The sequence below is a fragment of the Amycolatopsis thailandensis genome, from assembly GCF_042723255.1.
Classification (GTDB): Bacteria; Actinomycetota; Actinomycetes; order Mycobacteriales; family Pseudonocardiaceae; genus Amycolatopsis; species Amycolatopsis thailandensis.
In genome coordinates, this window is the sequence record NZ_JBHXJK010000186.1 from 1 (window position 1) to 13,173 (window position 13,173).

Below are 13,173 nucleotides of genomic sequence, written 5' to 3' on the forward strand. Positions count from 1 at the left end.
GCTCAGCGACACGAATGCGACATTGGGAACATCGCCGCCGAGACCACGCCACCTTTGTCTTACTTCTCAATGACCCTCTTCATCACGCAAGACACCCAGAATCTCCAGGAAGGCCTTCGCCGCCGGAGTGACCGTGAAGCGGTTCCACACGAGATGCTCGATCCGCGCGGGCGCGTCCGTCACCGGCACGGTCACCACGCCGGTCAGATTCGGTACGTACTTCGACGGCAGCAGCGCCACGCCCAGGCTCTGGTGGATGAGCCGCGCCATGAAGTCGGCGGCCGTCACCTCGAAGGCCACCTCCCGCGACACCTTCGCGGCGGCGAAGGCCTGATCCGTCTGGGCCCGCCCCGCCGACCCCGTCGGGAAGTCGACGAACACCTCCGACGAGAGCCGCTTCAAGTTAACCGAGGACTCTTCGGCGAGAGGATGGCTTGGCGCCACCACGGCGATCAGATCATCTCGCCCGAGCTCGCGGGTGCTCACGCCTTCCGGCCGGTCGGAGACGGGCAGGCCGAGGAACGCGACCTCGATCGCGCCGTCCTTGACCTGCTCGACCAGTTGTCCGCTCGCCCCGACCCGCAGCCCGATCCGGACCTGCGGGTACCGGTGGCGGAACGTCTGCAGCGCGGCCGGGACGTCGACCGCCGCCACGGTCGGGATGACGCCGACGGTGAGCCGCCCGCGGATCTCCCCGACAGCGGCGGCGACCTCCGAACCCGCCCGTTCGGCGGCGTCGAGACATTGGCGGGCGGCGGGGAGGAACGCCTCTCCGGCGGCGGTGAGCCGCACCCGCCGACTCGTGCGCTCGAACAGCCGGGCACCGAGTTCCCGTTCCAGCCGTGCGATCTGGTGGCTCAGCGCCGACTGCACGACGAGACACCGTTCCGCGGCGCGCGTGAAGCTGTTCGTCTCCGCCACCGCCACGACGTACCGCATCTGCTGAAGCTCCATGGATTCATCTTGAATCACGATGGATCAAGTGACAAACATGTGTTGGACTCATCGATCCGTAGCGTCGAAGCTGAGAAGCGTGAAAACGCTGACGCCCACACCTATCGCCGCCGGGCTTGCCGGCACCGCGATGACCGCGTTCGCTCCCATGGTCTGGGGAACGACCTACGTGGTCACCACCGAACTCCTCCCGCCGGGACATCCGCTGTTCGCCGGGCTCATGCGCGCCCTGCCCGCCGGTCTGATCGCGCTCGCCATCACCCGCACCCTCCCGCGCGGCACCTGGTGGCTGAAGGCGACCGCGCTCGGTGTCCTCAACATCGGGATCTTCTTCCCCCTGCTGTTCGCCGCGGCCGAACGGCTGCCCGGCGGAGTCGCTGCCACCCTGGGTGCCGCCCAGCCGCTCCTCGTCGCGATCCTCGCCGTGGCCGTGCTGAGGCAGAGCCCGTCCGCGTGGCGGTTCGCCTGGGGGATCGTCGGAATGGTGGGCGTCGGGCTGGTCGTGATCGGCCCCGCGGCGGGCTTCGACCTCGTCGGGATCCTCGCCGGGCTCGGCGGTGCCGCGACCATGGCGCTCGGCGTCACCCTCACCAAACGGTGGGGACGCCCGGCGGACGTCGGACCGACGGCGTTCGCATCGTGGCAGCTCACCGCGGGCGGCTTGTTCCTGGTGCCGGTGACCTTCCTGTTCGAAGGCGCGCCGCCCGCCATCGACCTGAACGCGGCGCTCGGCTATCTCTGGCTCGGCCTGATCGGCGGCCTGCTCGCGTACGTCCTGTGGTTCCGCGGCATCACGTCCCTGCCGGTCACCTCCGTGGCCGTGCTCGGCCTGCTCTCGCCGATGGTCGCCGCCGTGCTCGGTGCCGCGCTGCTCGGCCAGTCGCTCGGCCTGATCCAGCTCGCCGGTTTCGCGCTCGCCCTGGCCTCGATCGTCGCGGGCCAGATCACGCCGAAGACCAAGAAGGAAGGTGTCGTCCGATGAAGATCGCCGTTGTCGGAGCGACAGGTATGACAGGTTCCCGCGTCGTCGCCGAAGCCGTCTCCCGCGGGCACCACGTCACCGCCGTCTTCCGTCGCACTCCGCCGGAATCGCCGCATCCGGACGTCGACGTCGTACGCGGCGACCTCACCGACGTCGACCGGATGGGCACCGTCTTCGCGGGAGTCGATGCCGTCGTGGGCGCGACGAGACCGGCGCCGGGCGCGGAAGACACCGTCGCCACCACGGTCAAGGCCCTGCTCGACGTCGCCGCGGGCACGCGCGTCCTGGTCGTCGGCGGCGCCGGGCCCTTGCGCTCGCCTTCCGGCGGTCTCGTCATCGACGATCCGGAATTCGTGCCGCCGGAGTGGCGGGCCATCGCCTCGGCCAGCACGACACAGCTCCGAGCCTGCGAGGCGCACGCGGGGGATTGGGTGTACCTCAGCCCGCCCGCGATGCTCGAACCCGGCGTCCGGACCGGCGCCTACCGGCGGGGGACGACGACCATCCTCGTCGCGGCCGACGGATCGTCCCGGATCTCGGCGGAGGATCTGGCCGTCGCCATCGTGGACGAACTCGAGAATCCGGGCAGGGACCGGCATTTCACCGTCGGGTACTGACAGCCTCCTGGCGACGCCATGACGACGGACGCGCCGCGTGCCGTCAATCACTGCAGCCGCCACTTCAGCTCGGGCGGATCGCCCGGGGAGGGCGTCTCCGGACTGCGTTCGGCCTCGATCTGGATCTCGATGTTGGTCTTGTGCGCGATCGGATCCCAGATCTCCTCGATCGGCGCCAGCAGGGATTGGCTCACACCGCGGCTACGGGCTCGCACGGCGTACCAAGCGAACCCGGCCAGGAAGAGGGGAAGGCTGAGAAACGCCGCCACGGGTGCCAGGAACTCCATGCGACAGACGATACAGTAACATCGTGTTTCCAGAAACGTGCTGTTACTGAATGGACGGTCGATGATCAGGCTGACACGGGCCGAGCAGCAGCAACGCACTCACGAGCGGCTGCTGGACGCCGGGCGTCAGGTCTTCCTGCGGCGCGGTTTCCTGGCGGCGACGGTCGAGGAGATCGCCGCCGACGCCGGCTACACCCGCGGCGCCGTCTACAAACACTTCGGCGGCAAGGAAGGACTGTGGCTCGCGATCATCGGGGCCGACGCGGACGGTCATCTCCGGGGTTTACGGGAAGCTCTCGCCCTCGCCGCCACCCGTGAAGAGGTGATCGCGGCGTTGAATCCCGTCGACGTGGCGGACAAGGACGCGGCGAAGTGGAGCGCGGCGGCCGCGGAAGTGCTGGCCGCGACGGCGCAGCAGCCGGAGACCGCCACTCTGGTCGCCGCCATCCAGCGACGCCACGACGACGAGGTGGCCGCCTTGCTCGCCGAGCACTCCCGGCGATTGGGCCTCGAACCCGCGTTGCCCTTGGAACAGGTCGTCGTCATGCTGGGCGCTCTGGGGATCGGGCTCGCGCTGCGCCAGACCGTCGCCCCCGCGGCGGATCCCGCCGCGATTCTCACTCATGTGCTGGAAACGGTTTTCCCGCCCGAGGCAACGTAAGCGACTGAGTGGACGTACTCCCGGTGAAGATCCAGGGGAGGGTTCGATGCACACGTATCCGTTGCAAGAGGGCGAAGAAGTTCTGTGGACCGGGGCGCCGCTGCGTCCGCGGAAGTGGTTTCCGGAGTACATCCAGATGGCCGCGCTGGTCGTTCCCTGCGTCGGCCTGACCCTCCTCTGGGTGGAAGACTCGGGATGGCCTGCGTTCATCGGCCTGTTCGCCGCCTTCTTCGTCCTTATCCACCAGCGCCTGCTCGACCGGCGATCGAGGGAGCACGCCCTCTCGTACCTGGTCACCACCCAGCGGGTCGTTTTCGTCGTGAACTGGCAGACCGGTACGGAATTCCGATGGGTCTGGTTCCGGTATCTCCAGCACTCTCCCGAGGTGAAGGTGGACGAGACGGGCGTCGGCACGATCACCTACGGCAGTCGGTGGGGCCGTTCGCGGGTCAGGGCCAGCGAACTTCGCGGCGTTTGGGCAGCGCCGGTACTGGAGCTGAGGGCGATCCCCGACGCCCGGCGTGTGGCGGATCTCATCGAGCAGGCGCGAAACCGATTGATCGCCACCTACACTCAGGCGCCGTGAGCGATTCCTTCACCACCGCCGATCTCGTCGACGAACACGGCGACCGGCTGCGCGTCTGCGACACCCAGTTCCGCCAGTTCGGCGGGCACCGGAAGTTCTCTGGTCCGATCCGGACGGTGTCGTGCCACGAGGACAACGGCCTGGTCAAGAAGCTGCTGAACACGCCTGGCGAGGGCTGTGTCCTGGTGGTCGACGGCGGTGGCTCCCTGCACAGCGCGCTCACCGGCGACATGATCGCGAAATCCGCCGTCGACAACGGCTGGGCGGGGGTGGTCGTCCACGGCGCGGTGCGCGACAGCGCCGAGCTCGCCGGACTTCCGCTCGGGGTGAAGGCGCTCGGCACCAACCCGCGCAAGAGTTCCAAGGCGGGCGTCGGCGCTGTCGACGTCCCGGTCGGTTTCGGGGGAGTGACCTTCACTCCCGGCGACACGCTTTATTCCGATGACGACGGCGTCGTGATTCTCCCCGCCGCCTGAGCCGGCTCAGACGACGATGACCCGGCGGCCGCGGGTGTGCCCGGCGTGGCTGTCGGCATGCGCCGCGGCCGCGTCGGTGAGCGAGTAGGACTTCTCCACCGGGATGTGCAGCTTGCCCCGCGCGATGAGGTCGACGGCTTCGGTCAGCGCGTCCGGCACGCTCCCGGCGACACCGGAGAAGCGGACGCCGAATCCGGGGGCGCCGAGATCGGCGATGGTGACCACTTTCTCCGGATCCCCGGTCAGGTCGACCAATTCGCCGAGCACGCCCGATCCGGCCAGGTCGAGAGCCGCGTCGATCCGGCCGAGCTTTCGCACCCGCTCCACCCAGCCATCGCCGTAGGTCGTGGCGACCGCGCCCAGGCCGCGCAGGTAGTCCTGGTTCGCGGCGCCCGCCGTGCCGATCACCTCGACGCCGCGTTCGCGGGCGATCTGGAGCACCGCCGATCCGACACCCCCGGACGCGCCGCTGACCAGCAGCGTCTCACCGGCCCGCACGCCGACTTCGCGGATGACGCGCAGCGCGGTCTCGACCACCGACGGGTATCCGGCTGCCTCTTCGAACGACAGGTCCTCGGGCATCCTGGCCCACGCGGACATCACCGCGAACTCGGCATACGTGCTGAAACCCTCGCCGAAGACCGAGTCGCCGACCTCGACGCCGGTGACGCCCTCGCCGACCTCGTCCACGATCCCGGCGGCGTCCAGGCCGACCCCGGACGGCAGCACGGTCGGGTGGGCACCCAGGACCTGGCCCTCGCGGATCCGCCAGTCGACCGGGTTCACCCCCGTCGCCCGCACCGCGATGCGTACCTGACCCGGTCCCGCGTGAGGCTCCTCGGCGTCGACCAGCTGCAGGACTTCCGGACCGCCGAACTCGGTAAAGATCACTTTCTTCATGCGATCGACCGTAGCACTAACGGTTAGTGTTTTGAAACCGTTGTTGTTTTGGATCTGATAGCGTCGCCACATGACCGTGCCGACCGGACGCCGTGAGCGCAAAAAGGCCGCGACGCGCCAGAAGATCGCCGACACCGCCCTGCGGCTCTTCCTGGAGCGCGGATACGACGAGGTGGGCATCCGTGAGGTGGCCGCCGAGGCCGACGTCGCCGTCACCACGCTCTTCTCCCACTTCGCCTCGAAAGAGGCCTTGGTGTTCGAGCAGGACGCGAACTTCGAGCAAGGGCTCACGCGAGCGGTCACCGAAAGGGCTCCGCACGAGCCGCTCATCCCCGCGCTTCGGCGTGAGATCCACGCGATGGTGCGGCACTGCACGGCGGACGGGTCGGCCCCGATCTTCCGCATGATCGACGAATCGCCCGCGCTGCGGGATTACGAGGACTCGATGCGGCTGCGCCACGCGGAATCGCTGGCGGCGGCGATCGCCGCGGATCCCGATCCGGCGCGGTCCTCGACGGCCTGCCGCACGATCGCGAGGTTCGTGATCGACGCCTATTCGATCGGCCGCGAGGCAGCCGATCCGGAGGCTGCGGTGGACGAGATCTTCCGGATGATCGAGGCGGCCTGGGAAGCCGCTTGACCCCGCTCACTTACGGGCGACGAGCCGTTCCACCAGCCCGAGCTTGAACCGTTCCCGATGTTCCACGGTCAGGCCGAGATCGTCGAGCTTGTCGAGCGGGCGCCGCAGGAAGTGTTCGCCCGCCATCGGCACGGTGATCTTCTCGGTGAGCCATTGCAGGCCGCGGACAGCGCGCGACGAACTCGCGATGTGGTCGAGCAGGATGAGCCTGCCGCCGGGCCGCAGCACCCGCGCCATCTCCCGCAACGCCTTGCCGTCGTCAGGGATGGCGCAGAGCCCGAGGGTGCACACGACGGTGTCGAACGAACCTGCGTCGAAGGGCAGGTCGTGCGCGTCGGCCTGATTCAGCGTCACCGGATGGCCGAGGCGTTCGGCCCGACCGCGGGCGATGGCGAGCATGCCGTCACTGAGGTCGATACCGGTGAGCGCGATGCCGTCGGGATAGAGCGGCAGGTTCAGACCGGTCCCGACGGCGACCTCGAGCACGTCGCCGGCGGCCTGACCGCACGCCCACGCCCGGGAATCGCCGAAGAGCTTCCTGTCGAGGAACTGCATCTCCCGGTCGTAGCTCCGGGATTTGCCGTCCCAGTAACGATTCCAGCGCGCTGTCCGGGTCATGGCATTCCTTTCAGCAGCAGTGCTCGCCGCGCCAGGCTTCGCGGCCTTCCTTGATCGCGACAGCGGCGATGACGAGCGCGACCAGCGGATCGGCCCAGTACCAGCCAAAGAGGCTGTTGAGCAGCAACCCGACGAGCAGCACACCGGAAAGATAGGTGCAGAGCAAGGTCTGTTTCGAATCGGCGACGGCGCTCGCGGAGCCGAGTTCGCGCCCGGCCCGACGCTGGGCGTGGGACAGGAAAGGCATCACGAGCAGCGAGATCGCCGCCAGCGCGATGCCGACGGTGGAATGCTCGGCGGGGTCGGCGCCGAACAGGGTGCGTACCGATTCGACGGAGACGTAGGCGGCCAGCGCGAAGAAGGACACCGCGATGACCTTCAGCGCGGTGCGCTCACGGGCTTCCGGGTCCTTGCCGGAGAACTGCCAGGCGACGGCCGTGGCGGACGCGACTTCGATGACCGAGTCCAGGCCGAAGCCGATCAGGGCGGTCGAGGAGGCGACGGTGCCCGCGGAGATGGCGACGACCGCCTCGACGACGTTGTAGGTGATCGTCGCGGCGACCAGGAGCCGGACCCGGCGGGACAGCACGGCGCGGCGATCCGGGTCCACGATGGACCGCGTGGACGTCGTGGCGCAACAGTCGTCCGCGCAGGAACCGCTCTCCACGCTCATCGGAGCACCTCGAGGCCGGCATCGTCCACACAGGGCTCGGCGGTGTCGACGGCGAGCACGACCTGGACCAGTTCCCGTAGCGCGCGGGCCAGATGCGCGTCCGCCAGCGCGTAGCGGACCTGCCTGCCTTCGTAGGTGGCCACGACCAGTCCGCAGCCTCGCAGGCAGGCGAGGTGATTGGACACATTGGAGCGACTCAAGCCGAGCCTGCCCGCCAGTTGCCCCGGGTAGCTCACTCCTTCGAGCAATGCCACCAGGATCCGGCATCGGTTCGGGTCGGCGAGGGCACGCCCCAGCCGGGCCAGCGCGGCACCCTGGGTCTCACATGTCAGCACGGAGAGGACAGTACAGCGTCAGCTGACATATCAGCAACGGCTGAACAATGAGCCGAGCGCATCGAGAGGACCGGTCGCGTCGGGGTGACTGACACGACGGAGTGTCCGGACGCGACCCTCTGTTCGGTGGCAGACTGTCAAGTCATCGCCGAACGTGGACGCGAAGGTGACCCGAACGGGGCGCGCCGCCCACTCCAACGGCCGCATCGCGAGCACGCCGAGAAGTTTCCCGGCGGCTTCGCATGACACTTCAGAACAATTTCTGGACCAGTTGTGTGCGGGCATTAAGGCGCCCGGTAATGATGACAAAAGCTTTCTCAGGTAATGGAAAAAGTGGCATTCGGGTGGCCTTTCCGCATTACCTGAAAGTGCGCTTGTGCGGGCAAAACACCTTGCTATGTTGATCCCTGCGGGGCCGCACTTCGGGGCATGACCGGCACGCCGCGATTTGTGGATCTTGTTTGTTCTAGCGACTATCGAAGGGTGGACCTTGCTGTGACCGTGACCGAATCGGACACTTCCGCCGAAGGTGTCCAGGGGTCGGAAAATCCGCAGCTGAGTTTGGGTCGCGCCGCCGCGCGAAACCTGGCGACCACGACCAAATCCGTCCCGCAGATGCAGGGCATCTCGTCCCGCTGGCTGCTGAAGATGCTCGATTGGGTTCAGGTCAACGGCGGTGCCTATCGGGTCAACCGGCGGCTCAATTACGCGGTCGGTGACGGACGGGTGACGTTCTCGAAGACGGGCACCGAAGTAAGCGTGATCCCGGCCGAACTGGGAGAACTGAAACCGCTCAAGGGTTACGACGACGAAGAGGTACTCGTCGAACTCGCCCGGCGTTTCGAACAGCAGGAAGTGGCGGCCGGCGACGTGCTCGTCGAATTCGGGCACCGGGCCGATCGGGTCTTCCTCATCGCGCACGGCAAGATCACCAAGACCGGCCCGGGCCATTACGGTGACGAGACCGCGCTCGGCGTGGTCAAGGACGGCGACTACTTCGGCGCGCAGGCCCTCGTCGACGACGACGGCATCTGGGAGTTCACCGCGAAGGCGGCCACCGCCTGCACCGTGCTCACCCTGACCCGCCAGGCCTTCGAACGCATCCTGGAGCAGTCCGAATCGCTGCAGGAGCAGATCGCGCAGACGTCGCAGGACTCCGGGCGCTCCAACGATTTCGGCGAGGCCGAGATCGACATCTCCTCCGGTCACGACGGCGAGCCGCTGCTGCCGGGCACATTCGTCGACTACGAAACCTCGCCACGGGAATACGAACTGAGCGTCGCCCAGACCGTGCTGCGGGTCCACAGCCGGGTGTCCGACCTCTACAACCAGCCGATGGACCAGACCGAGCAACAGCTCCGCCTGACCATCGAGGCGCTGCGCGAGCGGCAAGAGCACGAAATGATCAACAACACCGACTTCGGCCTGCTCCACAACGCCGACTTCACCCAGCGGATCGCGACGCGCACCGGCCCGCCCACCCCGGACGACTTCGACGACCTGCTCGCCCTGGTGTGGAAGGAACCCGGCTTCTTCCTCGCGCATCCGCGCACGATCGCCGCGTTCAGCCGCGAGTGCAGCAAACGCGGCATCTACCCGACCGGCACCGATCTCGGCGGGCACAAGGTGCCGTCCTGGCGCGGGGTCCCGATCCTGCCGTGCAACAAGATCCCGGTGAGCCAGACCAGCACCAGCTCCGTGCTGCTGATGCGCACCGGTGAGCAGAACCAGGGCGTGGTCGGCTTGCGTCAGATCGGCCTGCCGGACGAGTACGAGCCCGGGCTGAACGTCCGCTTCATGGGGATTTCGGAGCAGGCCATCATCTCCTACCTCGTCAGCACGTACTACTCCGCGGCCGTGCTCGTACCGGACGCGCTGGCCGTGCTCGAAGCCGCCGAACTCGGTCGCGAAGGATGACCGCCACGACGCCGGAAGCCGACCGGCGGCTCAGTCTCGGCCCGGCCGCCGCGCGGAACCTGGCGACCACCACCAAGACGCGGCCGCAGATGCAGAGCATCACGCCGCGCTGGCTGCTGAAGATGCTGCCGTGGGTCGAGGCGACCGGTGGTGCCTTCCGGGTCAACCGGCGGCTGACCTACGCCATCGGCGACGGCCGGGTGAGTTTCACCAACGTCGGCACCGAGGTCCGGGTCGTTCCGCAGGAACTCGCGGAACTGGCGCTGCTGCGGGGTTTCGACGACGAGGACACCCTCACCGCGCTCGCCGACCGGTTCGTGCAGCACGAGTACCAGCCCGGCGAGACCATCGTCAGCCACGGCGCCCCGCTCGACGAGGTCGTGCTGGTCGCGCACGGCAAGGTCGCCAAGGTGGCACCGGGTGAGTACGGCTCCGAAGCCACCATCGGCAGCATGGCCGACGGTGACCACTTCGGTGACGAGATGCTCGCCGGGATCGACCGGAACTGGCCGTTCACCGTCAAGGCCGTCACCCCGGTCGTCGTGCTGACCCTGCGTGCCGACGACTTCGCCGACCTCAACGGCCGGTCCGAGGCGATGCGGCGTCACGTGCAGGACATGCTGGCGCACAAGGGAAAGCCGCAGAACGCCAAGGGCGAGTCCGAGATCGGGATGTCGTCCGGTCATGACGGTGAACCCCTGCTGCCCGGCACGTTCGTGGACTACGAGATCTCGCCGCGCGAGTACGAGTTGGCCGTCGCGCAGACGGCGCTGCGAGTGCACACGAGGGTGACCGATCTCTACAACGGGCCGATGAACCAGTTCGACGAGCAGCTCCGCCTGACCGTGGCCGCGCTGCGGGAGCGGCAGGAGTACGACCTGATCAACAACCGCGAGTTCGGGCTGCTGCACAACGCCGATCTCAAATCGCGGTTCCAGACCAGGTCCGGCCCGCCGACGCCCGACGACATGGACGAACTCGTCAGCCGTCGCCGCAAGACGAAGTTCTTCCTCGCCCATCCGCGCGCGATCGCCGCGTTCGGCAGGGAATGCACGCGCCGCAGCCTGTATCCGGAAGGGACGACGGTCGACGGCAAGGTGGTCGCCGCGTGGCGCGGGGTTCCGCTGCTGCCCTGCGACAAGATCCCGATCACCGACAGCGGCACGTCCTCGATCCTCGCCATGCGGACCGGGGTGGAGGACAACGGCGTGATCGGGCTGCATCAGACCGGCTTGCCCGACGAGTACGAGCCGGGCCTGAACGTGCGGTTCGACGGCATCACCGATCAGGCCGTCGCCACCTATCTGGTCAGCACGTACTACTCCGCGGCCGTACTCGTGCCCGACGCGCTCGGTGTGCTGGAAAACGTCGAAGTCGCCCGTTGACCCCTCGTCCCGCAACGACAACGAACACCAAGGCTCCAGAAAGGACCACACACGTGACGATCGCCCGTACCCCCGCTCCCGCCAAGATTCTGCGCACGGAATACCAGAAGTCGGTGGCGTCGTACTGGAACAAGGAGAAGGATCCGGTCAACCTCCGACTCGGGGACGTGGACGGGCTCTATCACCACCACTACGGGGTCGGCGAGGTCGACTGGTCGGTGCTGGAAGGCCCCGAGGACACCCGCGACGAGCGGATCATCGCCGAAATGCACCGCCTGGAGACAGCGCAGGCGGACGTCCTGCTCGATCACCTCGGCGACGTCAAACCGGACGACTGGCTCCTCGACGCGGGCTGCGGTCGCGGCGGGTCCAGCATCATGGCCAACGCGCGGTTCGGCTGCCACGTCGACGGGATCTCGATCTCGGAGAAGCAGGTCGAGTTCGCCAATCACCAGGCGGACATCCGGGGCGTCTCCGATCGCGTGCGCTACCACTTCCGCAACATGCTCGACACCGGCTTCGAAACCGGCTCGCGCAAGGCGATCTGGAACAACGAAAGCACCATGTACGTGGATCTCCACGAGCTTTTCGCCGAGCACGCGCGGCAACTGGAGTTCGGCGGCCGCTACGTCACCATCACCGGGTGCTACAACGACGTGACGGGCGGCCGGTCCAAGGCCGTCGCGCAGATCGACCAGCACTACACCTGCAACATCCATCCGCGCAGCCAGTACTTCAAGGCGATGACGGCCAACGACCTGGTGCCGATCTCGGTGGTGGACCTGACGGCGGACACGATCCCGTACTGGGAGCTGCGGGCGAAGTCGTCGGTGGCGACCGGGATCGAGGGGCCGTTCCTCGACGCCTATCGCGAAGGCAGTTTCCACTATCTGCTCATCGCCGCGGACCGCGTCTGATCCCGCGAGACCCCATCGGAGTTGAGTGATGACGGAACAGGGTGCCCTGGCCACGTTGCTGGCCGGGCCGCGCGGACTCGGCACGTCCGCCGCCCGGCTGGCGGCCCGGCTGACCGCTGTTTCTCCGGCGGCGGAGGAGGCTCCGCCGCCGGAGGCGCCCGCTCTCGACCCGGCGTACGCGTACCGGCCGTGGGGTGACGGGTCGGCACCGCCGCTGTACTGCCCGATCACCGAACGGATCAACGATCCGCTCGCCGACGAGGTCGACCGGCGGCTGGCCGTCTGGGCGGCGGAGTGCGGATTCGACGAAGGGGAGTGCGAGCAGATCGGGAAGGCGGGCTTCGGCAGACTGGTCATGCTCGCCCACCCGGACTGCGAAGATCCCGACAAGCTGCTGATCTCCGCGAAGCTCAACGCCGCCTGGTGGGCCGCGGACGACCTCTACGCCGACGACACCTCGCTCGGCGCGGTGCCGGCGGAACTGCCGCCGAAACTCGCGCTGGCGATGGCCGCCATGGACCCGGTGCCGTCCTTGGGCGAATTCAGCCGCGACCTCGACGAAACGCTGCGGAACGACCGGGTTCTGGTGGCGCTGAACTCGGGGACGGAGTTCCTACGGCGGAACGGGACGGCCGCGCAGGTCAACCGTGTCTGCTACTCGACCTTCGCGATGTTCGTGAGCTGGACCGCCTACGCGGCATGGCGCCACAGCGGGAAATACCCGCCGGCGTGGGAGTATCTCGCCGCCCGGCAGCACGACAGCTTCTACACCTCGATGACGTTGATCGACGTCCTCGGCGGCTACGAACTGACGTCGAACCTCTATTACGACCCGAGGGTCCGCGAGGCGGCGATCCAGGCGGGTACGGCGGCCGTGCTCGTCAACGACGTGCACTCGGTCGCCAAGGATCTGGAGGACGAGTCGCCGCCCTGCAACGCGGTGCTGCTGATCGCCGACGATCGGAAGTGCTCGATCGAAGAGGCCACGGCGATCACCGTCGAGCTGCACAACGACGTCGTCCGGGACTTCCAAGCGGCGCACGAGAAGCTGAGCGCGGTGCCTTCCCTCGAACTGCAACGGTTCATGCGCGGGTTGCGGGGATGGATGGGCGGCGGTTTCGAATGGCACTCGACGAGCCCGCGATACAAGGCGAAGCCCGCAGGCTAGCGGGGTGGTTGTGTGATCCGAGCGTGGAGGATTCGGGACGTTGAACGTCCCGTATCC

The 13,173-nt window shown here is 67.8% G+C and carries 16 protein-coding genes; 10 read left to right on the plus strand and 6 right to left on the minus strand.

Going from position 1 to position 13,173, the window contains the following annotated elements; translation table 11 throughout:
- Nucleotides 1-66: 66 nt before the first annotated feature.
- Entirely contained in the window at nucleotides 67-954 is an 888-nt protein-coding gene (locus tag ACFWMR_RS39425; RefSeq protein ID WP_378382083.1) for a LysR family transcriptional regulator, read from the minus strand.
- Nucleotides 955-1,033: 79 nt separating this feature from the next.
- Between ACFWMR_RS39425 and ACFWMR_RS39430 the strand changes: the two genes are divergently transcribed.
- Together ACFWMR_RS39430 and ACFWMR_RS39435 are read left to right on the plus strand one after the other, a co-directional pair.
- Nucleotides 1,034-1,936 (plus strand): EamA family transporter, encoded by a 903-nt coding sequence (locus tag ACFWMR_RS39430; RefSeq protein ID WP_378382084.1) that lies wholly within the window; start codon nucleotides 1,034-1,036, stop codon nucleotides 1,934-1,936.
- Nucleotides 1,933-2,553, plus strand: a complete 621-nt coding sequence (locus ACFWMR_RS39435; RefSeq protein ID WP_378382085.1) for an NAD(P)-dependent oxidoreductase — start codon at nucleotides 1,933-1,935, stop codon at nucleotides 2,551-2,553. The genes ACFWMR_RS39430 and ACFWMR_RS39435 overlap by 4 nt, the downstream gene beginning before the upstream one ends.
- A gap of 47 nt (nucleotides 2,554-2,600) precedes the next feature.
- Here the strand turns inward: ACFWMR_RS39435 and ACFWMR_RS39440 are convergent, their stop codons facing one another.
- A complete protein-coding gene (locus ACFWMR_RS39440; RefSeq protein WP_378382086.1) occupies nucleotides 2,601-2,840 on the minus strand; it encodes a hypothetical protein in 240 nt (79 codons plus the stop codon).
- A gap of 61 nt (nucleotides 2,841-2,901) precedes the next feature.
- Between ACFWMR_RS39440 and ACFWMR_RS39445 the strand changes: the two genes are divergently transcribed.
- The 3 genes from ACFWMR_RS39445 to rraA are packed head-to-tail and all read left to right on the plus strand — an operon-like array spanning nucleotide 2,902 to nucleotide 4,563.
- Nucleotides 2,902-3,501 carry a TetR/AcrR family transcriptional regulator gene (locus ACFWMR_RS39445; protein WP_093937959.1) on the plus strand — a complete coding sequence of 200 codons (600 nt, stop codon included), beginning with the start codon at nucleotides 2,902-2,904 and terminating at the stop codon, nucleotides 3,499-3,501.
- Between the two features lie 46 nt (nucleotides 3,502-3,547).
- The gene (locus ACFWMR_RS39450) at nucleotides 3,548-4,087 is read left to right on the plus strand and encodes a hypothetical protein (protein ID WP_093937958.1); all 540 of its coding nucleotides are present in this window, start codon (nucleotides 3,548-3,550) and stop codon (nucleotides 4,085-4,087) included.
- On the plus strand, nucleotides 4,084-4,563 hold the full coding sequence (gene rraA / locus ACFWMR_RS39455; protein ID WP_093937957.1) for a ribonuclease E activity regulator RraA: 480 nt from the start codon (nucleotides 4,084-4,086) through the stop codon (nucleotides 4,561-4,563). Before ACFWMR_RS39450 ends, rraA begins: the two co-directional genes overlap by 4 nt.
- 6 nt (nucleotides 4,564-4,569) lie before the next feature.
- Here rraA and ACFWMR_RS39460 read toward each other — a convergent pair whose 3' ends face one another.
- Nucleotides 4,570-5,463 (minus strand): NADP-dependent oxidoreductase, encoded by an 894-nt coding sequence (locus ACFWMR_RS39460; RefSeq protein WP_378382087.1) that lies wholly within the window; start codon nucleotides 5,461-5,463, stop codon nucleotides 4,570-4,572.
- Nucleotides 5,464-5,533: 70 nt separating this feature from the next.
- Here ACFWMR_RS39460 and ACFWMR_RS39465 point away from each other — a divergent pair, with 70 nt between their 5' ends.
- Nucleotides 5,534-6,103 carry a TetR/AcrR family transcriptional regulator gene (locus ACFWMR_RS39465; RefSeq protein WP_378382088.1) on the plus strand — a complete coding sequence of 190 codons (570 nt, stop codon included), beginning with the start codon at nucleotides 5,534-5,536 and terminating at the stop codon, nucleotides 6,101-6,103.
- Between the two features lie 6 nt (nucleotides 6,104-6,109).
- Here ACFWMR_RS39465 and ACFWMR_RS39470 read toward each other — a convergent pair whose 3' ends face one another.
- From ACFWMR_RS39470 to cmtR, 3 genes are read right to left on the minus strand one after another with little or no spacing between them, the layout of a single operon-like run.
- On the minus strand, nucleotides 6,110-6,721 hold the full coding sequence (locus ACFWMR_RS39470) for a class I SAM-dependent methyltransferase (protein ID WP_378382089.1): 612 nt from the start codon (nucleotides 6,719-6,721) through the stop codon (nucleotides 6,110-6,112).
- A 10-nt stretch (nucleotides 6,722-6,731) separates the two neighbouring features.
- A complete protein-coding gene (locus ACFWMR_RS39475) occupies nucleotides 6,732-7,394 on the minus strand; it encodes a cation transporter (protein WP_378382090.1) in 663 nt (220 codons plus the stop codon).
- Complete coding sequence (gene cmtR / locus ACFWMR_RS39480) at nucleotides 7,391-7,729, minus strand: Cd(II)/Pb(II)-sensing metalloregulatory transcriptional regulator CmtR (RefSeq protein ID WP_378382091.1); 339 nt, start codon at nucleotides 7,727-7,729, stop codon at nucleotides 7,391-7,393. Before cmtR ends, ACFWMR_RS39475 begins: the two co-directional genes overlap by 4 nt.
- Before the next feature lie 495 nt (nucleotides 7,730-8,224).
- Between cmtR and ACFWMR_RS39485 the strand changes: the two genes are divergently transcribed.
- Genes ACFWMR_RS39485 through ACFWMR_RS39500 form a run of 4 tightly spaced genes read left to right on the plus strand, consistent with a single transcriptional unit; the run spans nucleotide 8,225 to nucleotide 13,116 of the window.
- Nucleotides 8,225-9,646: a family 2B encapsulin nanocompartment shell protein gene (locus ACFWMR_RS39485; RefSeq protein WP_378382092.1), complete on the plus strand. Its 1,422-nt coding sequence runs from the start codon at nucleotides 8,225-8,227 to the stop codon at nucleotides 9,644-9,646.
- Nucleotides 9,643-11,031, plus strand: coding sequence for a family 2B encapsulin nanocompartment shell protein (locus tag ACFWMR_RS39490; RefSeq protein WP_093937952.1), 1,389 nt, complete (start codon nucleotides 9,643-9,645; stop codon nucleotides 11,029-11,031). Before ACFWMR_RS39485 ends, ACFWMR_RS39490 begins: the two co-directional genes overlap by 4 nt.
- 53 nt (nucleotides 11,032-11,084) lie before the next feature.
- Nucleotides 11,085-11,948, plus strand: coding sequence for a geranyl diphosphate 2-C-methyltransferase (locus ACFWMR_RS39495; protein WP_378382093.1), 864 nt, complete (start codon nucleotides 11,085-11,087; stop codon nucleotides 11,946-11,948).
- 28 nt (nucleotides 11,949-11,976) lie between these two features.
- Nucleotides 11,977-13,116 carry a family 2 encapsulin nanocompartment cargo protein terpene cyclase gene (locus ACFWMR_RS39500; RefSeq protein WP_378382094.1) on the plus strand — a complete coding sequence of 380 codons (1,140 nt, stop codon included), beginning with the start codon at nucleotides 11,977-11,979 and terminating at the stop codon, nucleotides 13,114-13,116.
- Nucleotides 13,117-13,173 lie beyond the last annotated feature (57 nt).